Source organism: Collinsella sp. SGI.241 (genome assembly GCF_050312955.1).
GTDB lineage: Bacteria > Actinomycetota > Coriobacteriia > Coriobacteriales > Coriobacteriaceae > Collinsella.
Map to the genome: position 1 here is coordinate 23,647 of NZ_JBNPKM010000004.1, position 26,858 is coordinate 50,504.

A 26,858-nucleotide genomic window follows, 5' to 3' on the forward strand; every position below is an offset into this window, starting at 1 on the left:
TAACAGTTAGTCGTCGAAATTGGGTCTTCCTGTTACAGATTGAGATGTTTGAAGCGGTGAGCTTACAGGCCGAACCTGGGGCCCTTGTTGTTGCCCTTGAGGTCGGCGGTGTCCACTCGTAGGGCGTGCGTTACGCAATTGTTTCGAAACGGGCGGGAAACACAATGGGCCGGCGATGCTTCTAGTATGCCTATTCAACTGACTGTCTAAATATCTAGGGGAGGATCGCGATGCAGGCAGATTCCGCTCAGCAGCAGGGCCTTTATCGCCCCGAATTCGACCACGATGCATGTGGCATCGGCGCTCTTGCCGATATCAACGGCGAGCGCCACCACCAGATTCTGGACGATGCGCTGTCCATTCTGGTCAACCTGGAGCACCGCGGTGGCACGGGACTCGAGAAGAATACCGGCGACGGCGCCGGCATCCTGTTCCAGGTTCCGCATCACTTTTTCCGCAAAGAGGCTCAAAAGTGCGGCCAGATTCTGCCGGCAGAGGGCGACTATGGCGTGGCCATGCTGTTCTTCCCGCAGGACGACAAGGGCGTGGAGGATGCCCGCCGCGTGTTTGAGGAAGGCTGTGCCGAGGCCGGCGTCCCGCTGCTCTTTTGGCGCGAGGTGCCGGTCGACCCTCACGATCTGGGCGAGACGGCCCGCGCCTGCATGCCCACCATCCTGCAGGCCTTCCTGGGCCGTCCGGACGACACGCCCGCCGGCGATGCCTTTGAGCGTCGCCTGTACGTGTGCCGCCGCACCATCGAAAAGAAGGCCGACGCCGAGTTTGCCCTGCGTGACAAGATCTTCTATGTGTGCTCCATGAGCTCGCGCACCATCGTGTACAAGGGCATGCTGGTCGCCACGCAGATGCGCCGCTTCTTTATCGATCTCAACGACGCCGCCGTCAAGACGGCCGTGGCGCTCGTCCACTCGCGCTACTCCACCAACACCACGCCTAGCTGGGAGCGCGCACATCCCAACCGCTTTATTATCCACAACGGCGAGATCAACACCCTCAAGGGCAACGTCAACTGGATTCGCGCCCGCGAACCTAACCTGTACAGCCCCGTGCTGCAGCATGATCTTGAGCGTGTGATGCCCATCATCAACCGCGAGGGTTCCGACTCCGCGATTCTGGATAATGTGCTCGAGTTTTTGGTCATGAACGGCCGTCCGCTCACGCGTGCCGCGTCCATGTTGCTGCCCGAGCCGTGGGACCACAACGACAACCTGAGCGAGGAGCGTCGCGCCTACGATGCCTACCAGTCCATGCTCATGGAGCCCTGGGACGGCCCGGCGGCCATCGCCTTTACCGACGGCCGTACGCTGGGTGCCGCCCTCGACCGCAACGGCCTGCGCCCGGCTCGCTACTACGTGACGCGCGACGGCCGCTTTATGCTGGCAAGCGAGGTGGGCACCATCGAGGTGCGCCCCGAGAATATCCTGACAAGCGGTTGTTTGGGACCGGGCCAGATGCTCGAGGTCGATTTTGCCCGCGGCCGTGTGATCTACAATGACGAGCTGCGCGCCCGCTATGCCAAGGAAAAGCCCTACCGCGACTGGATTGCCGAGGAGACGCTGACCGTTGACGCGCTCGACAAGCCCGCCGCGGCAACGCCTGCCGAGGATGCCGAGGTGCCTGCCGCCGTGCGTATGGCCAAGCTCGGCTACCACTGGGATGATGTTGACGAGGTCGTGCGCCCCATGGCCCAGCAGGGCAAGGCCCCGCTCGCCTCGATGGGTATCGATGCGCCGCTGGCCTGCCTGTCCAAGAAGACACGCTCGTTCTTTGACTACTTCTATCAACTGTTCGCCCAGGTCACAAACCCGCCGATCGACGCCCTGCGCGAGCATATGGTCACCTCGACCACGCTCTACCTGGGCAACCACGGCAACCTGCTCGAGGACTCTCGTACGGCCTGCCAACTGGTGCGTCTGGAGCGCCCACTGCTGAGCGAGGAGGAGTTCGACCGCATTTGCGCGATTGACCGTGTTGGCTTTAAGACCCGCCGTTTCCGTGCCGTTTACCGCCGCGATGCCGGCGAGGGCGCGCTGCAGGCTGCGCTCAAGCAGCTTGCAGAGGACGTTGAGGCTGCGGTCCGCGACGGCGTGAACATCGTGGTGTTGAGCGATCGCGCCGGAGCGGACGAGGTGCCCGTGCCGTCACTGCTCGCCGTGGGCTGCGTACACAACCACCTGATCCGCGCCGGCGTGCGTACCTTTGCCGACATCGTGGTGGAGTGTGGCGACGCCGTGTCTCCGCACGACTTTGCGGCGCTGGTGGGCTACTCCGCGAGCGGCATCTATCCGTACAACGCGCATGCGTGCATTCGCGACCTGGCGGCGCACGGCGATCTGGACGTGACAGCCGAGCAGGGCATCGCCAACTACAATAAGGCTGCGACCGCCGGCATCGTTTCCATCATGTCCAAGATGGGCATCTCCACGGTGCAGAGCTACCATTCGGCGCAGATCTTCGAGGCCGTGGGCTTTACGTCGGAGTTCGTCAACGCGTACTTCGCCGGCACGGTGAGCCGTGTGGGCGGTATGGGTGTCGAGGACGTTGAGCGCGAGCAAAACGAGCGCTACGACGCCGCGCTCGCTATCCTTAAGAGCCCGGCTCCCGATCAGCTGCCCACGCTGGGTCTGACCAAGTGGCGCCCGCTCGGCGGCGAGGATCACCTCATCGATCCGCAGACTGTCTACTTGCTTCAGACCGCCTGCCGTGAGGACAGCTACGACACCTTTAAGGAGTACAGCGCCCGCCTGCACCGCACCGGCCGTGCCGTGCGCCTGCGTGACTTGCTCGACTTTAATGCCAACGGCCGCACGCCGGTTTCGCTCGACGAGGTGGAGCCCGCGCGCAACATCGTCCGCCGCTTTAACACCGGTGCCATGTCGTACGGTTCTATCAGCAAAGAGGCGCACGAGTGCATGGCCATCGCCATGAACCGCCTGCATGGACGCTCTAACTCGGGCGAGGGCGGCGAGGATCCGCGTCGCGAGACCCCGCTGGCTAACGGTGACTCCAAGAACTCCGCCATCAAGCAGGTGGCAAGTGCGCGCTTTGGCGTAACGAGCCGCTACCTGTGCAGCGCCTTCGAGATTCAGATCAAGATGGCCCAGGGCGCCAAGCCCGGCGAGGGTGGCCACCTGCCCGGCAAGAAGGTCTACCCCTGGATCGCCGAGGTCCGTCAGTCCACGCCCGGCATCGGCCTGATCTCGCCTCCGCCGCACCACGACATCTACTCCATCGAGGACCTGGCAGAGCTGATCTTTGATCTTAAGAACGCCAACCCCGGTGCGCGCGTGTCGGTCAAGCTGGTCAGCGAGGCCGGCGTCGGCACCATCGCCACCGGTGTGGCCAAGGGTGCCGCCGACAAGATCTTGATCAGCGGCCACAATGGCGGCTCGGGTGCCGCGGCGCGCGATTCCATTTGGCACGCCGGCCTGCCGCTGGAGCTCGGCCTTGCCGAGGCTCAGCAGACGTTGCTGCAAAACGGCCTGCGCTCCCGCGTGGTGCTCGAGGCCGACGGCAAGCTCATGGACGGCACCGATGTTGCCGTCGCCTGCCTGCTGGGCGCCGAGGAGTTTGGCTTTGCGACCATGCCGCTCATCTCCATGGGCTGCCTCATGCAGCGCGACTGCCAGCAGGATACCTGCCCGGCCGGCATCGCCACGCAAAACTGTCGCCTGCGTCGCGGCTTCCGCGGCAAGCCCGAGCACGTTGAGCACTTTATGCTCTTTGTTGCCGAGCAGCTGCGTGAGGTCATGGCGAGCCTGGGCTTCCGCACCGTCGACGAGATGGTCGGCCATCCCGAGTGCCTGCGCCAGATCGAGGTACCGGGCAACCGCAAGGCCAACCTGCTTGATCTGTCGCCCGTGCTGGCGAGCGCGACCTGCGAGTTCGGTGCCCATATCCCGGGCGCCGACGGTCGCCACTTCCTGCCGCAGATGGCTGCGGACAGCGAGCTCGACAAGACGCTCGACTCCACGTTGTTCGTGCCCTATACGGCCGATGCCCGTGCGCACCTGCGCCCGATTCGGTTCCGCGCCGATATCGCCAACGTCAACCGCTGCGTGGGCACCATCCTGGGCAATGCGGTGACCAAGGCGCATCCCGAGGGCCTGCCCGCCGGCTCCATCACCATCGATTGCGATGGTTCGGCCGGTCAGAGCTTTGGCGCCTTTCTGCCGCGCGGCATTACGCTCAACGTGTGCGGCGACGCCAACGACTACTTTGGCAAGGGCCTTTCGGGCGGCGAGGTGTCGGTGCGCCCCAACCCGCATGCGACCTACAAGTTCGACGAGAACATCATCGTGGGCAACGTGGCGTTCTTTGGTGCCACGAGCGGCCGCGGCTTTATTAACGGCCTTGCCGGACAGCGTTTTGCCGTGCGTAACTCCGGTGCCACCGTGGTGGTCGAGGGCTGCGGCAACCATGGCTGCGAGTACATGACGGGCGGCCTGGCGCTCATCTTGGGCGAGGTCGGGCAGAACTTCGCCGCCGGTATGACGGGTGGCGTGGCCTATGTCTTTGACCAGTACGGCACGCTCGAGGCCCGTGTGAACCACGAGAGCGTGGAACTCAAGGCCCCGACGGCTGGCGAGCTGGCACAGATTCGCGCGCTCATCCAGGAGCACGTGGACGCGACACAGAGCCCGCGCGGCATTAAGCTGCTCTACAGCTTCGAGACGATGAGCAAGCACTTTGTGAAGGTCATTCCGACCGAGTACGAGCGCGTGCTGGCGATTGTCGCTGCGGCCGAGGCCGTGGGCAAGACGCATGCGCAGGCCGAGGAGTTGGCGTTTGACATCGTGACCGGCCGCGCGAGCGCCGCGGATGTCGCTCGCTTTGATGTCGCGGGCGGTGCTGCGCCCGTGGCTGTCAGCTCTGTTGCTTCGACCAAGAAGGAGGCGTAAGTGCCATGGGTAAGCCCGGTGCTTTTCTTGATATCGATCGCGTGACCCACGAGCTGCGCCCCGTGGAGGAGCGCAGCCGCGATTTCGATCCGCTGTACGTGGAGCTCGACGACGATGCGCGCCGCGCCCAGGCGAGCCGCTGCATGATGTGCGGCGTGGCGTTTTGCCAGATGGGTGCGAGCTTTGGCAAGGCGCGTCCGAGTGGCTGTCCGCTGCACAACCTGATTCCCGAGTGGAACGAGCTGGTGTATCGCGGTCGCTGGGACGAGGCGGCCGAGCGCCTGTCGCTCACCTCGCCCATGCCCGAGTTTACGAGCCGCGTGTGCCCGGCACTGTGCGAGGCTGCGTGCAACCTGGGTTCGGTCGACGGCCAGCCCACAACGATTCACGATAACGAGCGCGCGATCAGCGACCACGAATGGGCAAACGGCGGCCCGCGTCGCTTTGAGCCGGCAGGGGAGGACGCGCCCTCGGTCGCCGTGGTGGGCTCCGGCCCGGCTGGCCTGGTGGCTGCATGGGAACTTGCGCGTCGCGGTGCCCGCGTGACGGTGTTTGAGCGCGACGACCGTCCGGGTGGCTTGCTCATGTACGGCATTCCCAACATGAAGCTCGAGAAGTCCGTGGTCGAGCGCCGCGTGGCGCTCATGCGCGAGCTGGGCATTGTCTTTGAGCTGGGTACTGACGTTACGAACCCTGCGGTGGCGGCCAAGCTCAATGGTTTTGACGCCGTTGTGGTGGCTGCCGGTGCTCGTACGCCCCGCGGTCTTTTGGCTACGAATGTGGATGCCCCGGGCGTGGTGTATGCCGTGGACTACCTGACGGCTTCGACCGTCTCGGTGCTCGACGGCGACGAGCCCGCGGTGAACGCGCGCGGCCTGGACGTTGTGGTCATTGGCGGCGGCGATACCGGCAACGACTGCGTGGGTACCGCGGTGCGCCAGGGTGCACGCAGTGTGCGTCAGTTTGAGTTCTTGCCGGCCGCGCCCGATAAGCGTGCGGCGAGCAACCCCTGGCCACAGTGGCCCAACGTTAAGAAGACCGACTACGGTCAGCAGGAGGCTATCGCTGCCATGGGCGGCGAGATGCGTGCTTGGGGCGTGGATACGCTCGAGGTATTGCTGGACAAGAAGGGCGCTGCCGCGGGCCTGCGCGTGGTCGATCTGGACTGGTCGGCCGGCAAGCCCGAGCGCATTGCGGGCTCCGAGCACGAGGTGCCGGCCCAGCTGGTGCTGATCGCCTGTGGCTTTACGGGTCCGGAGCACGGCGTGTTCGACGCTGTTGACGTGCCTATTGCCACGGCGGGCCGTCCGTTGCCCGTGATGGCCTCCGAGGACTCGCATCTTGCGGCTCGCGTGGATGGCGTTGCCGCGGATGCCGCGCCGGTGTATGTGGCCGGCGATGCCCGCAACGGCAGCTCGCTCGTGGTGAGTGCCATGGCCGATGCCCTCGCCTGCGCAGCCGAGGTCGCCGAGGCGCTGGGGCTGTAAGACAATCACGGAGTTACTCAACAATCGAATCGGCAAGGGCTGTCCCCAACGGCCGGCATATAAGGAACGTCCCCAAGTGCCGGCAGCTGGGGACGTTCCTTACGTGCCGGCATCCGGGGACACTCCTTGCGGGTTTGCGAGCGTTTTGCTCGTTTGCCGACGTTTGGCTGCCTACCCGTTGGCGTTTGCGCCCGTTGCGCTCTGCTGTTTATGTGGCGGCTTTAGTTGTTTGCGGACAGCGGCGCGGGTGATTCGTCTAGTTCTACCCGCGATTTTGTGGCAATTTGTATAATCTGCAAGTATCCCGTCAAGTGCTTGGTCAGCATCTGGTTTGCAGCCCGATGCCCATTTCGCCCGTGATGGCGGCGACCACCCGCCCTCCTCGTAAGCTCAAATTGAGGTTTATCAGTTTGAGGAGGATGCCATGGCTGATCATGTTTTGGACCGGGGACGTCTGGCCGAGGCCGTCGGTGACGATATTGCCGGCATGGCCCAGTTTTGGATGCTGCGCAAGTTTCAGTTTTTGGAGTCGGCGCGTACACAGTTCGAAGTGATAGTCGATCCATGGCTCAGCTATTGCGAGGAGCCCTCGCAAAATGAAATCATGGCCTATAACATGGCATTTACCGATTGGCTGCTGTTCGAGCGTCCCTATTACCATGGCAAGACGCTGCTTGAGCTGTATGTTGACGAGCCGCCGGCGTCGCTTTCGCCTACTTCGCTCAAGCGGCTCGAGCAGGTGCGCGACACGCACTATTTTTCGCGCTTTGGCATTTTGGATAAGGATCCCGCGACCGGTATGGTCGCGCTGCGTGACACGCGTACCGACCGTCGCTTTGACGTCTACGATCCGCATATCGTGCAAAAGGAGCACTGGCGCGATGGCGCGATTGCGGTGCGCCTCGCGTGCGTCGACGATGTCTGGCTGACGGCGGGGCAGCTCTACCTCTACGACATTGCGCGCCTGAGCGACACGGCGGTCGACGGGCCTGGCGCCGTGCATCCTGAGGACCTAGAAGATGGCTTCGATACCTCGTGTATCAGCTTCTTTCTGAGGCTGGTTCGCGACATCATGGGTGCCCAGGGGCGCTACGTAAAGTCACTCAACATCTACGAACAGGAATGGGAGTAGGGGATGGGCATCTGCCGCCTGCCTTGCCTTCTGCCTTTATATCTCGATCTGTAACGTCTAGGGACAAAAAACCGGTCTACCCGTTACAGATCGAGACGACTGCTTGGGCGTTGCTGGTTTGTCTAAATCTGTAACGTTTAGGGGTCTGGAGAACGCCTAACTGTTACAGATCGAGATGTTTGGAACCCGGCAGGGGGGATGTCTCGATCTGTAACATCTGCAGGCCAAAATTCGACCTAACTGTTACAGATCGAGACAAAGGCTGGACGCGGTGCCGAACAATCTAAATCTGTAACAACTAGAGGCTCAAAGACTGTCTTCCTGTTACAGATCAAGACATTTGTCAGCGGAGGCAACGGTGACGATGGTCCATTTGTCTGACGTGGTGGTGATGAAAGTGTCTAATACCGTTTTCAAACACAAACATGCAACACGTAGCACCTTGGCGCGGAATAGGATGCTTGCCAGACTCACGGAGGTGGCTGAACAAGGCGTGCTGCTTGCGACGCACGATAATGCCGAGCTCATGTGGCTGCGGCGCCATGTGGGCACAGACGATATTGCGGAGCCCGAATCGCACCTATTCTGTTTTCAGCATGAATGGGATGCGTTGACGCCGCCGGAGCGGGCTCGGCGGACCATCAAGGGGCTTGCGGAGTTTCATCCCGATTGGGCGTTTTGGGGGTATGACGCCGCGCTGATATGGGGTCTGGAGGTGCCGAATGATCTGCTCGGGCCGCGTTACTTGGTCAAGACGGGTTGTTCGGTGGCGTTGAGTACGGGATATAGGCTGCTGCGTCCGCAGGCGGCGGGAGCGCTTGAGCGCGTCGACGGCGTGCGAGTGACGCCGTTTTGGCGCACGGTGGAGGATTGTCTGCTGCGTGCGCCGTTTTCATATGGTCTGGCGATTGCCGATTCTGCGCTGCGGGCGAAGGGCATATCGCGCGACGATCTCTGCGAACGGCTCCAGGCCGATTGCGAGGGCAGACGCGGGTATCGCAGAGCTCAGGTGATTGCGTCGCATGCGGACGGGCTGTCCGAAAACGGTGGCGAGTCTCGGTTCCGAGCGTTCTTTATTGCATACGGTTTTCCGGTGCCAGAGTTGCAGGTGGAGTTTCGCGATCCGCTCGATTCGAGCCAGGTGTTTCGGGTCGATTATTTCTGGAGGCTCGAGGACGGGACGTGCGTGATTGGTGAGCTCGACGGAAGAGGAAAGTATACCCTGCAGGATGGTGGGGATCGGGAGTCGGTCGATCCGTTCGTAGCAGAGCGTCAGCGGGAATCTCATCTGACATTGCTCGGGCACAAGGTGCTGAGGTTCACGTTTGATGAACTCAAGAACCCGGGGAAGCTGGCTGAAAAGATGAGGCTGGCGGGTATTTCGCAGCGGGCCGATTTGGCTGAGGGATGGAAGCGTCAGTGGTATGGGCGCTGAGGGATACGACTAACGCGGATGTGGTTGTTCCTGTCGAGTTTGTCTCGATCTGTAACAACAAGGGGCCGTTTGGCCTCGTAACTGTTACAGATCGAGACAGAAGGTTGGCTGCCGCTAAAAGATCTAAATCTGTAACATCTAGAGGCCGAAAACCTGTCTACATGTTACAGATTTAGATGTTTGACGACAGGGCTGGAGAATATCTCGATCTGTAACATCTAACGGCCAAAATTCGACCCAACTGTTACAGATTGAGACAAAGGTTGGCCGCGGTGCCGAAAGATCTCGATCTGTAACATCTGGCTGCTAAAACCTGGTCTACCTGTTACAAATCAAGACGTTTTGCTGGAACGGCCGGAGCATTGCCGTGCTGTCTCCGTTTGCCCTCACAGCTCTCTCGTCCCTCCGCTAACCGATATGTTCGACTTTAGTTTGCTGCATTAGGTGATAATGGACAAATGTTCAAGTTAATCGTGAGGGAGGAGCTCGATATGGCGTCTGCCGATCGTTCCACGTTGTTTATCAATGCGACCGTCCTGGATGGTTCGGAGCATATGGAGCCGCAGCCCGACATGGCCGTGGCCGTTGAGCGCGGTGTCATCACGTGGATGGGGCCGAGTGCTGTGGCGCAGGCGCCTGCAGGTGCCGAGGTCCTCGACCTGGCCGGGGCGTATCTCATGCCGGGCCTCATCAATATGCATGTGCATCTGTGCGGCTCGGGCAAGCCGGTTTCGGCGGGCGATGCGGGCGCGCTGATGAAGAAGCTCGATAATCCCGTGGGGCGCGCTATCGTGCGCCATATTCTTAAGGGCAGCGCCCAACAGCAGCTGGCAAGCGGCGTGACCACGGTGCGCGGCGCGGGCGACCCGCTGTTTGCCGATCTGGCCGTGCGCGATGCTATCGACGCCGGCAAGTATCAGGGTCCGCGTTTGGTGGCGCCGGGAACGGGCGTCACGGTGCCGGGTGGCCACGGCGCGGGCTTGTTCGCCCAGGTGGCCGACAGTCCCTCCGAGGCGGCCGAACAGGTGCGCGACCTGTATGCGCGCGGTGCCGACGTCATTAAACTGTTCGTAACGGGCGGTGTGTTCGATGCGACCGAGGTAGGCGAGCCGGGCGTGCTGCGTATGCCGGTGGAGGTTGCCGCGGCGGCGTGCAAGGCAGCGCACGATATGGGCCTTCCGGTTATGGCTCATGTCGAGAGCACCGAGGGCGTGAAGGCCGCGCTCGAGGCCGGCGTCGATACGATCGAGCACGGCGCCCCGTTGACGCCCGAGATCCTGGAGCTGTACCGCGGCGCCGCGGGAACTCAGCTCGAGGGGCGTGCGCCGAGTGTGACCTGCACGATCAGCCCCGCACTGCCGTTTGTGCTGCTCGATCCGGAGAAGACTCATTCGACTGACACGCAAAAGAAGAACGGCGATATCGTGTGCTCGGGCATTATCGAGAGCGCTCGTGCGGCGCTGGAAGCCGGTATCAAGGTAGGTTTGGGTACGGATTCGAGCTGCCCGTTCGTGACCCAGTACGACATGTGGCGCGAGGTGGCCTATTTTGCCAAGTACGTGGGCGTGAGCAATGCGTTTGCGCTGCATACGGCTACGCAGGTCAATGCTGAGCTGCTGGGGCTGGGCGGCGAGACCGGTGCGATCGAGTGCGGCAAGGCTGCCGATATCCTGGTGACGCGCGAGAACCCGCTCGATGACCTGTGCGCTCTGCGCGAGCCGATGCACGTGATGTGTCGTGGCGATTTGGTGCGCAAACTCAAGGTGAAGCGTATTCCCGAGGTGGACGCCGAGCTCGACACGATTATGGCCATGCCAGCCGAGGCGCTTGCCGAGGAGCTTGCCCGCGACGGCGTGGCGTAGGTGTGACGGGGGCGGGCCCTTTGTCGCATTCAAAAAAGCCGAGGTCCCAGTGCGAGGCCTCGGCTTTTATTTTGTCCTGCGGTATGGCGGCTACGAGCGCGTCTCCATCTTGGCGTGGCACTTGGGGCAGGTGACGCGGATTTTGCCTTTGCCCTTGGGAACGGAGAGCATCTGGCCGCAGTTGGGGCACTTGAGGTATGCCGTGGTCTTGCGACCCTTCCACATCTTCTTGGCCGTGCGCTTGGCACGCTCAAAGTCTTCCTTACTGGTGCCGGCCGCGCGTGAGGTGCTGGCCGCTGCAGCGCCGCCACCCAAGCTGGCGACAAACTTGCCCAAGCCGGGGACCTTAGCCGAGCCGGCGACAAAGGCCTCGTTCTCCTTGCGACGTGCGTCGATGTTTTTGGACAGGCCGCGCAGCACGCCGATCACGATGACGGCGATGGCGACCCAACTGAGCCACTGGACGCGGGCCATCGATCCGATCATCGCGATGACGATGCCCGCAAAACCCATCACAATGGTGAGCTCGTCGGCGCCATTGCGGCCCTTCATAAAGTCATTCATGCAAATTGCCTTTCGTTCGATATGCCGCACGCCTTTATACCCGATTTAGAGCAAGGGGGACAGGTTAATCTGCACCAATGTGGTGCAAACATACCTGTCCTCGGAACATCAAGACGGTGCAAAGTGGTCTGTCCCCAATGCGCCGATTACTTAGAGAGCTTGTCGACGACGTGTTCGATCTCGGCGAGCTTCGCGGCTTTGAGGTCTTCGTCGCCCGATTCGATTGCCGAAGTCACGCAGCCCTCGATATGCGCCTTGAGCACGTCGGCGTTAATGCGCGCGAGGAGTGCCTGTGTGGCCATGAGCTGCGTGGAAATATCGACGCAGTAGCGGTCCTCCTCGACCATCCGCAGGATGCCGTCGATCTGGCCGCGCGCCGTCTTGAGCATACGGTTCACCGATTTGTGGTCTGCCATCATGGCGGGTCCTCGTTTCTGGTCGATGGGGTCGAATGCTTCTGGTAGCTGCTAGGCTGCGGTCACGGACAGGGCGTGGAACTTCTCGCCGGCGCTCTCGACGGCGGCAGCGAGCTGCTCGGCGGCCACGGTGTCGGCGCACTCCACCTGTACCGTCTGAGTCTCGTGATCGGCATCGGCGTCGGTCACGCCGGCAACGTTGAGCAGTGCCGTCTCGACAGTAGCGTCGCAGTGGCCACACATAAGGCCGGAAGTCTTAATTGTGTAACGCATGGGTATTCCTCTCTGTTATGTTGGCTTTCCCAGGCACCCGACCTTGACCTTCAAGCCGTCGCTCGCGTACCAAAGTACGCGTCGCTCCTCTTTCAGGTCAATCTCGTGCACCTGGAAAACCCGTTCTAAATGGACGTAATGGTGAGCCTATTTTGCCACTTTAGGCTTAAAGGATTTCAGGCGCAGAGCATTGGACACGACGCACACGCTCGACAGGCTCATCGCCGCGGCGCCAAACATCGGCGAGAGCTGCCAGCCGGTGAGGGGGAAGAACGCGCCCGCAGCGAGCGGAATGCCGATGCCGTTGTAGAACAGCGCCCAGAACAGGTCTTGCTTGATGTTGCGAATCGTGGCGCGCGAAAGCTCGATAGCGCGGGCGACGTCCATGAGGTCGCTGCGCATGAGTACCACATCTGCCCCTTCCTTGGCGATGTCGGCGCCGGTGCCGATAGCAAGGCCCACGTCGGCGCGCGCCAGGGCAGGGGAGTCGTTGATGCCGTCGCCCACCATGGCGACCTTGCCGCCCGCATCCTGCAGTTCGCGCACGTGGCGTTCCTTGTCGGCGGGAAGCACGTCGGCAATGACCTGCTTGCTGCTCAGTCCTACGCGGCGGGCGATTGCTTCGGCCGTCACACGGTTGTCGCCGGTGAGCATGTGCACGTCGACGCCGAGCGAACACATTACAGCGATGGCCTCAGCGCTCGTCTCCTTGACCTCGTCAGCTACGGCAATGGTGCCGACAAGCTCGCCGTTCTTGGCAAAGAACAACGGTGTCTTGCCCTCGGCGGCAAATCGCTCCGCAAGTCCTGAGGGCACGGTGATACCCAGCTCGCTCATCAGGCGAACGTTACCGGCAGCGATGGCGTTTTGTCCCTCGCGCGCCGTAACGCCTCGTCCAGGCACGGCGGCAAAGTCCTCGACCATGCGCGCCACGATTCCGCGCGCCTCGCACTCGGTCATAATCGCCTCGGCCAGCGGATGCTCGCTCGAGCGCTCCAGCGCGGCAGCGAGCTTCAGTAACGCCTTTTCACTCATGGCGGGCGAGCCGTCGGCGCGCGTGGCTACCGCGATATCGGTCACGGCAGGTTTGCCGCGGGTGACCGTACCCGTCTTATCGAGCACCACGGTACCCACGCCGCGCAGGTTCTCCAGCGCCTCGGCGCTCTTAAACAGAATGCCCATCTCGGCGCCCTTGCCGGTGCCTACCATAATGGCGACGGGCGTGGCTAGGCCGAGCGCGCAGGGACAACTGATCACCAGCACGGCCACGGCGGAGGTAAGTGCCTCGTTTATGCTGCCGGTCAGTGCCATCCACACCGCAAAGGTCACGGCCGAGATCACGAACACCACGGGCACGAACACGCCGGCGACCTTGTCGGCCATGCGGGCGATGGGCGCCTTGGTGGCGTTGGCGTCCTCGACGAGCTGGATGATCTTGGCGAGTGATGTCTCGGCACCAACCCGCGTGGCGCGGAAGGTAAACGAGCCGGTGCGGTTGACGGTGGCGGCGTTGACGGTGTCGCCGGCGGTCTTTTCCACGGGGATTGACTCGCCGGTGAGCGCACTCTCGTCCACGGCCGAGCTACCCTCGAGCACCACGCCGTCGACGGGGATTGACTCGCCGGGGTGCACGCGCAGGACCTGGCCGGGAAGGATGCTATCGACGTCGACGGTGGTTTCGCTGCCGTTGTCGGCAACGACGGTCGCGGTTTTAGGCGCCAGATCGATGAGCGCCTCGATGGCGCCGCCGGTTTTGGACTTACTGCGCGTCTCGAGGTATTTGCCCACGGTGACGAGCGACAGGATCGTGCCCGCGCTCTCAAAATACAGATTGTCCATGCCTGTCATCATGGCTTCGTGCACCTGCCCCGTGGCCAGCTGGTCGGCCATGATGAACATGGCATAGAGCGACCAGGCAATGGAAGCGGTGGCGCCCACGGCAATAAGGGCATCCATGGTGGGTGCGCCGTGCGCGAGCGATTTAAACCCGTTGATAAAGTACGCGTCGTTGACGTAGACGATGGGGATGAGCAGAACGAGCTCGGTGAGGGCGAGCGTCATGCTGTGGATATGGTCGGTGAAAATGCCGGGCAGCGGCCAGCCGAGCATGTGTCCCATGCCTATGTAGAACAGTGGGATGAGGAAGACGATCGAGACGATGAGGCGGGTGCGCATGGCAGAGGCGGCGGCCTCCAGCTTTTTGGTGGGCGACTCCATATGGGCGGCGCCAGACCTGGCTTGTGCGCTGCCGTCTGAGCCGGCGGCACCGGTGCCCGTGCTGACGGGTGAGGCCGAGTAGCCCGCGCGGTCGACGGCGGTGCAGATATCGTCGGGGGAGACCTGCGCGGGGTCGTAGTCGACCATCATGGAACCGGCGAGTAGGTTGACCGCGACGCTTTGGACGCCGTCGAGCTTGCTCACGGCACGGTCCACGTGCGCCTGGCAGGCGGCGCATGTCATGCCGCCTACGTCGAACTTATCTTGAGCCATGGCCTCTCCTTTCTGTGGTTCGGTGTTGGAATTGTTAATCTCTCGATACTATACACCCATACCCCCTGGGGGTGTATTGCAAAAGTTGAAATGTATGACATTCCGATACGGGGGTCGACTGCCAAGTTAGCGCACCATCCTCGCCCTTCGTCTCAATCTGTAACATCTAGTTCCGTTTTTGCCGAGTTACTGTTACAGATTGAGACAAACAATTCGGCGGTTGCTTAACATCTCGATCTGTAACATCTGGCAGGGAAAATGACCTCTATCTGTTACAGATCGAGATGTTGTTTTGCGAGGTTTTGGTTTGTCTCGATTCGTAACGTGTAGACCTGGTTTTGCCTCGTAACTGTTACAGATTGAGACAATTGGCCCAGACCCACCCCGTCCGCCTCGTCATCTGTGGTTTACGTGGGGGCATACGGAGTGCAGGTATACTAACCCGCGGCGAATCTGCTCCATCGCTTAGAGCTGCTGCGTCTGGACGGCGCGTGATATGGCTGCCAAAGCGATCGCCAGCGTGCTGAGCAACGTCCTCTCTGTGCGCACCCGTTTTTGTATGTACTAGCGCACTACCAAGCACGCCCGCGCGGCCGCATGCCGTGCCCCTTGCGCGTGCAGATAAGGAACAACAACATATGCGTAATTCTGTATCCGACGTCACCGACGCCGAGATCCTGGACGAGACCCGCGAGGCCATGGCCCAGGCTGCCTTCGATGCGGCCGACGAGGCCAGCGCCGCCGAGACCGTCGAGTCCGCTATCGAGAACCTGCCCGCCTTTGACGAGCTGGGTCTTTCGGACGAGATACTTCGTGCCATCGAGAACCTGGGTTACACGGCGCCGACGCCCGTGCAGGCCGGCTCGATCCCCGTGGTGCTCGAGGGCCGCGACCTGCTTGCCGCCGCTCAGACCGGCACCGGCAAGACGGCCGCCTTTTTGCTGCCGACCATGAACAATCTGGAGCACATCGCTCCTCCCAAACCTGTGCGCGAGCGCGGCGGCCGTAACCGTCGTCGCGGTGCTAAAAAGCCCGAGGGCAACGGCCGCGGCCCCGTGATGCTCGTCATCACCCCTACGCGCGAGCTCGCCCAGCAAATCGACGAGGTCGCGAGCAAGATCGCCGACGTCACCGGCCATGTTGCCGTGACCGTCGTGGGCGGCGTGAGCTACAAGCCGCAGACCGCTGCCCTCAAGTACGGCTGCGACATCCTGGTCGCAACGCCGGGCCGTCTGGTCGATCTGATCGAGCAGGGCGCTTGCCACCTGGACGAGGTCAAGGTGCTGGTGCTCGACGAAGCCGACCGCATGCTCGACATGGGCTTTTTGCCCGCCGTTCGCCGTATTGTGCGCGAGACGCCGGCCGAGCGCCAGACGCTACTGTTCTCGGCGACCCTCGACGAGGAGGCCGTGGGCGAGATTACCGACCTAGTGAGCGACCCGGCCCGCGTGGAGATCGCGCCCGCCACGTCGACCGCCGACACCGTCGACCAGTTTGTGTTCCCGGTGTCCATCGAGGCCAAGAACAACCTGCTGCCCGAGTTCCTCAAGAAGGAAGGCCCGGAGCGCACCATCGTCTTTATGCGCACCAAGCACCGTGCCGACAGCTGCTGCCGTCGTCTGGAGCGCAAGGGCATCAAGGCTGCCGCGATTCATGGCAACCGCAGCCAGGCCCAGCGCGAGCGCGCGCTTTCGGCCTTCCGCGACGGTACCGTCGACGTGCTGGTGGCAACCGACGTGCTCGCCCGCGGCATCGACATCAGCGACGTGCGCTACGTCGTGAACTTTGACGTGCCGGCCGAGCCGACCGACTACATCCACCGTATTGGCCGTACGGGCCGCGCCGGCGAGCTGGGCTGGGCCATCACGTTTGTGACCGAGCAGGACGTGGATGAGTTCTACGAGATCGAGAAGCTCATGGACAAGACTGCCGACATCTACGAGGCCGGCGACTTGCACGTGGGCCCCAATCCGCCCGCGGTTGACCCCGAGCGCGACCCTGCGGCCTTTAAGGTGAAGAAGAAGACCAAGCGCGGCAAGGCCAAGAGCAAGAAGAAGCTTGAGCATGCGCGTCGCGACGGCAAACGCAACGGCGACGATTACGGCGATGTGGCCGGTCGTTCCAACCGCGGTCGCGATGAGCGTCGCGGCGACAGCGAGCGCCCGAGCCGTCCCAAGCGCGGCGGCAAGACCCGCGTGCGCGAGGGCGTTCAGGCTCGCGTGGACGAGGCCGTGGAGAGTGTGGCCCGCGAGGTGGCTGCCGAGGAGCGCGGCGGTGCTGGTGCCGTCGAGCCGGCCCCGCGCGGCAACCGTGCCGAGCGCCGTGCCAAGCAGTTCCAGGGCGAGGCACATCGCCGTCGCCGCGAGGACGAGGATCGCGGCGGTCGACGCCGTGTTGAGCGCGAGGACGAGGGCCGTGGCTCGCGCGGCGGCAAGCGCGGCGCGAGCGACCGTCGTCGTTCCGGTCGCGATGACGAGCGCGGCGGCCGCGGCGGCGAGTCCCGTGGCGGCAAGCGCTTTGAAGAGCGCGGCGGCCGCGGCGGTGAACGTCGCGAGGATGCTCGCGGCAATGGCGGCCGCAGTGGCGCCGGCCGTTCTGGCGAGTCGCGCGATCGTCGCGATCCGCGTGCCAGCCGCGATCGTCGCGATGATTGGCGCAACTACGACGATACCCGCGAAGAGCGTCGCGGCGGCTATCGCGGCGGACGTGGTAGCAACCAGGCCGGCTCCCGTGGTGGCCGTGCCGGCGGTCGCGATAACCGTGGCAGCTATGGCAACAGCCGTGGCGGCAAGCGCGGCGGCAGCTCCCGTCGCCCCGGTGACGGCGGCGGCAAGCGCAAGTAACATACGCGTCGCGCGCTAGAGCGAGGTGAACTAAGGGCCCCGAGCAACTTCGCTCGGGGCCCTTTTTGGTGCAAGGGGGACGGGTTCATATGCACCAACGTCTTGAAGTTGCGGTGGAGTACGGACTGTTTTGGCCTTTTGAGCGGCTTTTCAGTCCCTATTTCACCGCAACTCATGATTGGTGCAAAGTAACCTGTCCCCAATGCACCAAACAAGGAGTGTCCCCAAGTGTCGCCTAAATACCGTTTATCGAAGAAAAAATACCGTTCATCGGTCATAATGGTTGTTCCGGCTTTGGGCTTGTCTACAATAACTCCCGTAAAAGAAATGCGGAAGGTTACCGAGTCCCTCGGACGTGGGCCTAACCAAAGTCTTTGAACGGGTGTGTCTCTATGGATGCATTCGCTTGATTTTGGTTGGGCTATATTTATGAAGGGACATGCCACCGTGGGTTTCTTTTCTCGCCTGATGGGCGGTTCGGATGAGCAGAAGACTGCAGCTTCCGAGTTCGAAATCCTCGCTCCCGTTTCCGGCGAGCTTGTTCATCTAGAAAATACCAATGACCCCGCTTTTAGCAGCCGTGCGGTGGGCGATGGCGTTGCCGTGGTTCCCCAAGAGGGAACGGTGTGCGCTCCTGTTTCAGGCACCGTTGCGGCGCTGTTTCCGACTGAGCACGCGCTGGGCATCATGTCCGACGACAGCTCTGCTCAGGTGATGCTGCATATCGGAATCGATACTGTTAAGCTTGAAGGCAAGGGCTTCCATGCGCTTGTTGCCCAGGGTGACCATGTCGACGCGGGCCAGCCCCTCGTCGAGGTCGATTTCGACGCGGTCCGCGCCGCCGGCTTCGATCCCACGGTCTTCGTTATCGTGTGCGAGCGCTCAGAGAACTCGACTCTTCGTGAGCATGCTTCCGGCCCTGTTGTTGTTAAAGAGTCTGTCGTCTGGCTTTCTGAGTAAGTTCTTGTGGTGGGTACCGTGGTTATCAAGCGAGTTTTTAACAACAACGTCGCAATGGTCACTTCGGACGATGGCTCCGAGCTCATCGTCATCGGTCGAGGCCTCTGCTTTGGCCGTCATGCCGGCGATGCCATCGATGAGGCGTCGATCGAAAAGACCTACGCGTTGCAGGAGGGAACTTCTCAGGATTCGCGTACGATTGACCGCTTGGCGCATCTTTTGGAGTCCATCCCCACCGTCAACCTCGTGATTGCCGAGGACATTGTTCAGATGCTCCGTCGAGAGCTCAATGTTGATATCAACGACAAGATTCTCATTGCTCTCGCAGACCATATCAGCCTTGCTTTGGAGCGCGAGCGCAAGGGCGTCTCCTGTGAGAATCCGTTGCTGCTCGAGATCCAGCAGTTCTATCGCAAGGAGTATGCGCTTGCGGGCCGTGCGTTGCAGATTGTCAAGGAGTATATGGGCATCCAGATGAGCGAAGAAGAGCAGGGTTTCATTACGCTGCACATCGTCAACGCCACCATGCCGCAACGCTCCGATCGTTTGATTGTTTCGGTCCAGCTTGTTCGTGACGTGCTCGCGATTGTTTCCAAGCGCTATGCTACGACCCTCGATGACACCTCGCTGCCTTATGAACGTTTCGTTCGTCACCTGCAGTTTTTCGCACAGCGAGCGCTCGATCCTACGGCCGGGCAAATCAACGGAGACGCGCTGTTCCGAATCGATGAAACGGCGTATCCGTGTGCATTCTCGTGCGCGGACGCCATAGCCGCCCACTTGTCGTCTACCTATAACGTTGTCGTTACCGATGCCGAGAAGAGTTATCTCGCATATCACATTGTTAACCTGCTTGGAGAACCTGGTCTCTAGGCATAACGTGCCCACACATCGATTGATATAAGGCAAGGCTCACGGTCTTGTCTAGGGCACATCTGTCTTAATTTGCGGAAAAGGAAGGGGAGTACCGCTATGACCGCAAAAAAGAAGTTCAATTTCAAAGCGTCGTTGGAGGTGTTCGCGAAATCGATCGTCCAGCCGATGATGTATCTCTCGGTTGCCGGCATCCTGCTCATCGTGGGCATTATTCTGACCAACAAGACCATCTGCGCCATGGTCCCTGTGCTGGGCTTCGGTCCGTTCCAGCTCGTGGGCGCCGTTGTCTATCAGTCGCTGATGTTTATCATCAACAACCTCTCGATTCTGTTCTGCGTGGGCATCGCCGGCGCCATGGCAAAGAAGAACAAGGGCCATGCTTCGCTGATCGCCCTGATGTCGTTCTTCCTGTTCCTGCAGGCTAACAACATCGTGCTCAACGCCACCGGCTCTCTTGCCGAGGCGAGCGGCATGCTCGGCCTTACCGGAACTGGCCAGAGCACCGTTATGGGCATCCAAGTGCTCGATACCGGCGTGTTTGGCGGCATCATTCTTGGTTGCATCACCGGTGCCGTATTCAACAAGTACTCGAACAAGCAGTTCCCCATTGCCCTGTCGATGTTCTCGGGCGTTCGCTTTCCGTTCCTGATCATGATCATCATCTCCTGGATTATGGGCGCTGGCTTTTGCATCGTTTGGCCTCCGGTTCAGGGTGCTATCTCCTCCGTTGCCGGCATCATTAAGGAGTCGGGCAACATCGGTCTGTTTATCTACGGCATGCTCAACAAGCTGCTCGTTCCCACCGGTCTGCACCACCTCATCTCCATCCCGTTCCAGTTCTCCGATGTGGGTGGCACCCTGACGCTGGGCGATCAGGTTATCGCCGGCGCCTATCCCATCCGTGTCGCCGAGATGGCAATGACGGGCCAGCCCTTCTCCGATAGCACCTACTTCAACAGCTATGCCTTCAACAACCTGTGGCCCTACATCGGTATCGGTCTCGCCTTTATCTTCACTGCTTACAAGGGGAACAAGGACAAGACCAAGGCTGTTATCATCCCGCTGATCATCACCGTCGTGCTCTCCTGCGTGACCGAGCCCATGGACTTCCTCTTTGTCTTTGCCGCTCCCGTGCTCTTTGTCGTTCACTCGGTTCTTTCCGGCATCTTCCTGGTCCTGCTCAAGGTCCTCTCCGTGCCCGCTTCGACTGCAGGCGGCATCATCAACGTCGTGGTTTCCAACCTGGTCCTGGGTGTCGACAAGACCAACTGGCCGGTTATGCTGGTGCTTGGAGTCGTCAACGCCGCTCTGTACTTCTTCCTCTTCACCTTCCTTATCAAGAAGCTCAACCTCCACACTCCCGGTCGCGAGGAGGAGTCCGAGCTCGCCGAGTCCGTTGCCGAGGGCGAGGCCGCCGCATCTGTTGCGGTGAAGCAGGGCGCTGTTGCCGCGGCTCCCGCAGAGGGCGTCGATGCAGGCATTGCCGACCTGGTCGCAGGTCTTGGCGGCAAGGACAACATCGAGGAGCTCGAGAACTGCTTTACGCGTCTCCGCGTGAACGTTAAGAACCCGGACCTCATCGATGAGGACCTCATCAACCACGTGCCCAACAGTGGCATCAACCGCAACGGCAACAATATCCAGATCATCTTTGGCATGAAGGTCGCCGAGATGCGTGACAAGGTCGAAAACACAATTGAGAAGGAGCAGTAAACAATGATCATTACTCTGTGTGGTGGCGGATCCACCTTTACCCCCGGCATCGTCAAGTCCATCGCCCTGCGCAAGGACGAGCTCGACGTTGACGAGATTCGTCTGTACGACATCAACGAGGAGCGTCAGCGCAAGATCGGCGTTCTCGTGGACTGGATTTTGCACGAGGACCTTGGCCTGGACATCAAGCTTACGGTGACCACCGACAAAAAGACGGCTTTTACCGACGCGAGCTTCGTGTTTGCCCAGATGCGCGTGGGCGGCTACGCCATGCGCGAGCAGGACGAGAAGATTCCGCTGCGTCACGGCTGCGTGGGTCAGGAGACTTGCGGTTGCGGCGGCCTTGCCTATGGCATGCGTACCATCTTCCCCATGGTCGAGCTGATCGATGACGTTGAGAAGTACGCCAAGAAGGACTACTGGATTCTCAACTACTCCAACCCTGCCGCCATCGTCTCCGAGGCCTGCCGCGTTCTGCGTCCCAATGCTCGCATCATCAACATCTGCGACATGCCGATCGCGATTATCGACGTGGTTTGCGCCGCGCTCGATATCGACAAGAAGGATGTCGAGTACGATTACTTTGGCCTCAACCACTTTGGTTGGTTCACCTCGATCCGCCACAAGGGCGAGGAGGTGCTCCCGCAGCTGCGCGAGTACATCAAGGAGCATGAGATTCTGCTGGCCGATTCGTACCTCAAGGGCATGAGCTCGCTGATGTCCAAGAAGCCCGAGGAGGCCACCGACGAGCATCCCGAGCAGAACCGTCACACCAAGGGCAGCTGGTACTACGTCTGGAAGGGCGTGTACGAGATCATGGAGTGCTTCCCGGAGTATCTGCCCAACACGTATCTGAACTACTACCTGCAGCAGAAGGAGTTCGTCGAGCACTCCAACCCCGAGCGCACCCGTGCGAATGAGGTCGAGGAGACGCGCGAGAAGAACCTTTTTGATGGTATCGATCACTACGAGAAGACGGGCGAGATCGACGAGAGCACGTTCTATGCGGGCAGCCACGGCGACTGGATTGCCGACCTGGCTATCGCTCTGAAGAACGACACCAAGCAGCGCTTCCTGGTCATTTGCGAGAACAAGGGCGCTATCCCCAACATGCCCTACGACGCCATGGTCGAGCTGCCTGCCTACATTGGCAAGAACGGCCCCGAAGTCATCAGCCGCGACAACATTCCGCTGTTCCAGCAGGGCCTCATGATGCAGCAGCTGAACTCCGAGAAGCTCCTGGTCGAGGCTACGATCGAGGGTTCGTACGAGAAGGCGCTCAAGGCCTTTACGCTGAACAAGACCGTGCCGTCGATGAAGGTCGCCAAGGAGGTTCTCGACGACATGATCGAGGCCAACAAGGGTTACTGGCCCGAGCTTAGCTAAAGGCAGAAGACGCTGGCGCAAAAGAGTCGCTGACCGCAAAACTTGATTAATGCCTCGTTCGCGTGCTTGCGCGGACGGGGCATTTCCGTTTTGCGCAAAGGATTGATACGGGGGATGGGCTCTCTGACATCAACGCAGGGCATGAGGTTTTCTGCTGACGCGCGGCGGCTGCGGTGCCCGGGCGGACACGCCGGGGATTTCGCCCGCTGCCTGGCGCCCTTGCCGCCATCCGGCTTTCGCGCTCGCATTCTTTTGGATGCGGGCGTGTTTTTCGTGGCGCGCACGGGTCCCCCGGGGCGCGCCGTGCATTTTCGGGAGTTTTCAGCAAGCCGGGGTGACTGCATACGCGCCGGAATCGTCTTTTTGAGCCAGCGGGATCCTTCGGCAGTCGATTTGGGTTGGCTGACGGCGTCCGGCGCGGCGATAACGCGCGTTTCGCGTCGCGCCGTGCCCCAAAACGACGCCAATCGCGCGGCGTCCACGATTTGCGGCACCGCCTGCGGGGGCCGCGATGCTGAAAACTCCGGTTTTTGCACGGTCCAAGCGGGGGTACGTTGGGACGAGAAGGGGTGCCCCCGTCTTTTTATGCATGGCATAAGCGAAATTATGCAAGACAATAGGGCGCCATGCGCCGGATACCCAGCCTGGGCGCGCCATACGCCGACGCTTAGGACCTCGATATCTCGGACATCATCACGCTCTAAATACTAACCCAGCAACAAAATAATCCGTCTTTTCTCCGTCCCCATGGGGCCGGGTGTGGTATTCTATCTGCCGGGTATAACGCAGGAATACCAAGTAATACCAACGCCGCAGAAACAAACTCCAGATGCGGGCCAATCGGGTTGCCTTCACAGCCCGTCGCCCAGCCGCGTGGCCCGCATCTATCCGCACTACCGTTGTTTCAAAAAGGAAGCGCCATGGCAGAACACATGACCCCGGTTGTCGCGAAGGTCTTGCCCGAGGAAAAGGCGGCCTTCGCGGCGGCAACCCAGCTCGTGGGCACCACGCCGTCCAACGCCATCCGCATGTTTATCGCCGCGTTCAATCGCTGCGGCACCTTCCCGTTCGACATTTCGCCCAGCGGGGCCTTTGGCACTGCACCCGATTCTCATCAACAATGACTGTCCCAAACTGTCGGTACTTGGGGACGTTCATTTTCTGCCGGCAGTTAAGGAACGTCCCCAAGTACCGGGTTTTGAGGAGGCTGGCATGCTCAATGCGATAGCGTGGGCGCTCGCCTGTTTTGGCGTTGTCGCTGCCGATATAGCCCTGAGGGTGGTTCTGTTTTCTGTTCTCGATGCCGTGTCGGTGCTGACGGGCTATCCGATTGACAATCTCGATATTCAATGGTTCCAAGCCGCCGCTCAGACGGCGTCGTTTTTGATGGCGCTGCTGTGGTGGCGTTATCTGTGGCCGCGCTCGTTTATGGCGCGTTCGCAAAGCGAGCATTCGCTCGGCGGGGGAGCGCGTGGGGCGTGGAAGCGCATCGCCTGCGTTATCGTGATCGGTCTTGCCCTGCAGGTGGTCGTTAGCTACGTGACCGACGCCGTGCTGTCGCTGTTGCCCGATGCCGCGGCCGACTACAGCGAGCTTGTCGAGGAAACGGGCATGGGCGATACCAGTCCTCTTGCCGTCCTGACCACGGTGCTCGGCGCGCCGTTTTGCGAAGAGCTCCTGGTGCGCGGTGTCATCTTTGAGTTTTCGCTGCGTGCGTTTAATCCCCAGTGCCGTCCGCTCTGGAAGCGCCGGCGTCGTGCGAGTGCGCAAGACGGCGCCATAGTGCCCTGGGCGGCCCCAAGCACGTGGGGTGTCGCCGCGGCGATTATGCTGCAGGCGGCAATCTTCGGTTTTATGCACATGAATTGGGTGCAGGGTTGCTACGCGGGTGCCGCCGGCCTCATCTTTGGTTGGTTGCTCGTGACGACCGGAAAGCTCCGCTACACGATCCTGCTGCACTTTGCCTTTAATGCCGGGTCGTATCTCATGGGCATGCTGTGGTTTGTGAACACGCCGCTCGACGTGGCGGTCACGGTTGCCATCGCCGGCGTCATCCTCGTTGAGGCAATGCGCTCGTTGCGCCACGCGTGTGGGATGGACGCAGCGAGCGCACTGCTGCCTTAGTTGCGGCGACCGCCTCCGTTGGCACCCTGACGCCCCTGAGCCGCACGGTTGCGCCCGGCGGTGTTCTGCGCGCGCGACATGCCGCCGTGGCCCTTGCTGCCCTTGGGCCCCTTGGCTCCAGCGTCGCCAGCGCCACCGTGGCCCTTGCCGCTCTTCTTACCGGTGCCATGTCCGCCGCCGGCAGATGTCTCGCCCGGGCGTGGCGGCACGGGGCGGATCAGGCAATGCTTGGTGTAGCCGATCAAATCGCGACGGCCGGCTTTCTCTAGCGCCTCGCGCACGAGCTTGTAGTTCTCGGGCTTGCGATACTGGATGAGTGCGCGTTGCATGGCCTTCTCGTGCGGGTCGCGCGCCACATAGATCGGCTCCATGGTGCGCGGATCCACGCCGGTGTAGTACATGCACGTCGACATGGTGGACGGCGTGGGGTAGAAGTCCTGCACCTGCTCGGGCATGTAGCCCATGTCTCGCACGGCCTCGGCAAGGTCCACGGCTTCCTTCATCGTCGATCCGGGGTGGCTCGAGATCAGATACGGCACCACGTACTGCTTGAGTCCGTACTCGCGGTTCAAGCGTTCAAATTTACGGCAGAATGCGTCGTAGACGGCTCGGCTCGGTTTGCCCATCACGGAAAGCACCGCGTCGCTCACGTGCTCGGGTGCTACGCGTAGCTGGCCCGAGACATGGTGCTCCAGCAGCTCGCGCAAAAACTCGTCCGAGGCATCGGCCATGGTGTAGTCGAAGCGGATGCCGCTGCGGACAAAGACCTTCTTGACGCCCGGCAGCTGGCGCAGGTCGCGCAGCAGCTGCGTGTAGCCGCTCTCGTCGACCACCATGTTCTTGCACACGCTCGGCCACAGGCATCGCTTGTTCTTGCATACGCCGTGCTTGAGCTGCTTGTCGCAGGCGGGACGGCTAAAGTTGGCCGTCGGCCCGCCCACGTCGTTGATATAGCCCTTAAACTCGGGATCGCGCGTGAGCAGCTCGGCCTCGCGCATGATCGAGTCGTGGCTGCGCATCTGCAGCACGCGGCCCTGGTGGAAGGTGAGCGCGCAAAACGAGCACTCGCCAAAACAGCCGCGGTTGGAGCTGATCGAAAACTTGATCTCGGCAAAGGCCGGCACGCCGCCCGCCGCGTCGTAATCGGGATGCCAATCGCGTGCGTAGGGGAGCTCGGCCACCTCGTCCATCTCGTCGGTGGTGAGCGTCGCCGACGGCGGGTTCTGCACCACATAGACGCTGTTGGGGTAGGGCTCTACCAGGCGATGTCCGGTGATGGGGTCCATATTCTGCTGCTGCACGTTAAAGCTGCGCGCGTAGTTGAGCTTGTCGGCGGTAAGGTCGTCCCAACTGGGCAGCAGGTCATAGTCGTAGACCTCGTCGAGCGAACCCGTGCGGTAGACGGTGCCGTTGATATAGGTAATCTGATCGACGGGCAGTCCCGCGTCGAGCGCGTCGGCGATCTCGACAATCGCGTGCTCGCCCATGCCGTAGATGAGGATGTCGGCGCCCGAGTCGAGCAGTACCGAGCGCTTGAGCTTGTCCTGCCAGTAGTCGTAGTGGGCCAAGCGACGCAGGCTTGCCTCGATGCCGCCGATGATGATGGGGGCGTCCTTGAATGTCTGGCGGATGAGGTTGCCGTAGACCGTGACGGCACGGTTGGGGCGGTGTCCCTCCTCGCCACCGGGGGTATAGGCGTCGGTGTGGCGGCGGTGCTTGGTCACCGAATAGTGGTTGACCATGGAGTCCATGTTGCCGGCGCTGACGAGAAAGCCCAGGCGCGGCTCGCCGAGCACGGTGATGCTGGCGGGGTCGGTCCAGTCGGGTTGGCAGATGATGCCCACCTTGTAGCCGTGCGCGTCGAGGACGCGGCTGATGATGGCCATGCCAAAGCTGGGATGGTCCACGTAAGCGTCGCCGCAGATGTAGACAAAGTCGCACTGGTCCCAGCCGCGCGCATCCATGTCGGCGCGGCTGACGGGGAGGAACTTATCGCGGCCCGGGCGCCAGGGGCGGACAGGCGCTGCCGGGGCATGCGCGGGGCGCGAGCCCTGGGCTTTGCTTCCACGCTTTTGCTGCTGGCCGCGTTGGGCATGCTTGCCGTGCTGGTTGTGCTGAGCGTCCTGGGGCTTTTTTGCCACGATTCCTCCCGGTGTTTGTATGCTGCACGTAATTGTAACCAGTCTTTTTGGGACGGGGCTAAAAAGACTGGTGGAGTACACGAGGTGTCGGGTGTCGATGCCGCGCCCGCCGTTTGTTTCCAGACGGTGTATCTGCGCGTTGGGGAGTCCGTCTCGCGGGCGCGCCATGTTGTCAATGGGTTACAGTATGAACGGCGGCTATGTTTCCGCCAACGCACGAGAGGGTCGTCAACAAGG

General features: G+C 61.6%; 17 protein-coding genes. 12 read left to right on the forward strand and 5 right to left on the reverse strand.

Going from position 1 to position 26,858, the window contains the following annotated elements; translation table 11 throughout:
* The first annotated feature begins 230 nt into the window (after positions 1-230).
* From gltB to ACQQ92_RS02700, 5 genes are all read left to right on the forward strand, one after another.
* Positions 231-4,919, forward strand: a complete 4,689-nt coding sequence (gene gltB, locus ACQQ92_RS02680; RefSeq protein ID WP_427795706.1) for a glutamate synthase large subunit — start codon at positions 231-233, stop codon at positions 4,917-4,919.
* Between the two features lie 5 nt (positions 4,920-4,924).
* Positions 4,925-6,406, forward strand: a complete 1,482-nt coding sequence (locus tag ACQQ92_RS02685) for a glutamate synthase subunit beta (RefSeq protein WP_427795707.1) — start codon at positions 4,925-4,927, stop codon at positions 6,404-6,406.
* A gap of 424 nt (positions 6,407-6,830) precedes the next feature.
* Entirely contained in the window at positions 6,831-7,538 is a 708-nt protein-coding gene (locus ACQQ92_RS02690) for a hypothetical protein (RefSeq protein WP_427795708.1), read from the forward strand.
* Positions 7,539-7,896: 358 nt separating this feature from the next.
* Positions 7,897-8,973, forward strand: a complete 1,077-nt coding sequence (locus ACQQ92_RS02695) for a hypothetical protein (protein WP_427795709.1) — start codon at positions 7,897-7,899, stop codon at positions 8,971-8,973.
* 491 nt (positions 8,974-9,464) lie between these two features.
* Positions 9,465-10,835, forward strand: coding sequence for an amidohydrolase family protein (locus ACQQ92_RS02700; protein ID WP_427795710.1), 1,371 nt, complete (start codon positions 9,465-9,467; stop codon positions 10,833-10,835).
* A gap of 90 nt (positions 10,836-10,925) precedes the next feature.
* Here ACQQ92_RS02700 and ACQQ92_RS02705 read toward each other — a convergent pair whose 3' ends face one another.
* The 4 genes from ACQQ92_RS02705 to ACQQ92_RS02720 all read right to left on the reverse strand — a co-directional run bounded on the left by ACQQ92_RS02705 (position 10,926) and on the right by ACQQ92_RS02720 (position 14,578).
* The gene (locus ACQQ92_RS02705) at positions 10,926-11,399 is read right to left on the reverse strand and encodes a hypothetical protein (protein WP_427795711.1); all 474 of its coding nucleotides are present in this window, start codon (positions 11,397-11,399) and stop codon (positions 10,926-10,928) included.
* 146 nt (positions 11,400-11,545) lie between these two features.
* Positions 11,546-11,815: a metal-sensing transcriptional repressor gene (locus tag ACQQ92_RS02710; protein ID WP_427795712.1), complete on the reverse strand. Its 270-nt coding sequence runs from the start codon at positions 11,813-11,815 to the stop codon at positions 11,546-11,548.
* A 51-nt stretch (positions 11,816-11,866) separates the two neighbouring features.
* Positions 11,867-12,088, reverse strand: a complete 222-nt coding sequence (locus ACQQ92_RS02715) for a heavy-metal-associated domain-containing protein (protein WP_154515953.1) — start codon at positions 12,086-12,088, stop codon at positions 11,867-11,869.
* A 147-nt stretch (positions 12,089-12,235) separates the two neighbouring features.
* Complete coding sequence (locus ACQQ92_RS02720; RefSeq protein WP_427795713.1) at positions 12,236-14,578, reverse strand: heavy metal translocating P-type ATPase; 2,343 nt, start codon at positions 14,576-14,578, stop codon at positions 12,236-12,238.
* Between the two features lie 638 nt (positions 14,579-15,216).
* Here ACQQ92_RS02720 and ACQQ92_RS02725 point away from each other — a divergent pair.
* The 7 genes from ACQQ92_RS02725 to ACQQ92_RS02755 all read left to right on the forward strand — a co-directional run bounded on the left by ACQQ92_RS02725 (position 15,217) and on the right by ACQQ92_RS02755 (position 24,480).
* Positions 15,217-17,421: a DEAD/DEAH box helicase gene (locus ACQQ92_RS02725; protein ID WP_427795714.1), complete on the forward strand. Its 2,205-nt coding sequence runs from the start codon at positions 15,217-15,219 to the stop codon at positions 17,419-17,421.
* A 447-nt stretch (positions 17,422-17,868) separates the two neighbouring features.
* Positions 17,869-18,381, forward strand: a complete 513-nt coding sequence (locus ACQQ92_RS02730; RefSeq protein WP_427795715.1) for a PTS sugar transporter subunit IIA — start codon at positions 17,869-17,871, stop codon at positions 18,379-18,381.
* A gap of 18 nt (positions 18,382-18,399) precedes the next feature.
* Entirely contained in the window at positions 18,400-19,254 is an 855-nt protein-coding gene (locus tag ACQQ92_RS02735; RefSeq protein WP_427795716.1) for a PRD domain-containing protein, read from the forward strand.
* A gap of 99 nt (positions 19,255-19,353) precedes the next feature.
* Entirely contained in the window at positions 19,354-20,970 is a 1,617-nt protein-coding gene (locus ACQQ92_RS02740; protein WP_427795717.1) for a PTS transporter subunit EIIC, read from the forward strand.
* A gap of 3 nt (positions 20,971-20,973) precedes the next feature.
* Positions 20,974-22,356, forward strand: coding sequence for a 6-phospho-alpha-glucosidase (locus tag ACQQ92_RS02745; RefSeq protein ID WP_427795718.1), 1,383 nt, complete (start codon positions 20,974-20,976; stop codon positions 22,354-22,356).
* 920 nt (positions 22,357-23,276) lie between these two features.
* Complete coding sequence (locus ACQQ92_RS02750) at positions 23,277-23,480, forward strand: type II toxin-antitoxin system RelB/DinJ family antitoxin (protein ID WP_117647680.1); 204 nt, start codon at positions 23,277-23,279, stop codon at positions 23,478-23,480.
* An 88-nt stretch (positions 23,481-23,568) separates the two neighbouring features.
* Positions 23,569-24,480 carry a CPBP family glutamic-type intramembrane protease gene (locus ACQQ92_RS02755; protein WP_427795719.1) on the forward strand — a complete coding sequence of 304 codons (912 nt, stop codon included), beginning with the start codon at positions 23,569-23,571 and terminating at the stop codon, positions 24,478-24,480.
* On the opposite strand, the gene ACQQ92_RS02760 is transcribed toward ACQQ92_RS02755, so the two are convergent.
* Positions 24,477-26,621 (reverse strand): YgiQ family radical SAM protein, encoded by a 2,145-nt coding sequence (locus tag ACQQ92_RS02760; RefSeq protein WP_427795720.1) that lies wholly within the window; start codon positions 26,619-26,621, stop codon positions 24,477-24,479. The two genes, ACQQ92_RS02755 and ACQQ92_RS02760, sit on opposite strands and share 4 nt — an antisense overlap.
* Positions 26,622-26,858: the final 237 nt, after the last annotated feature.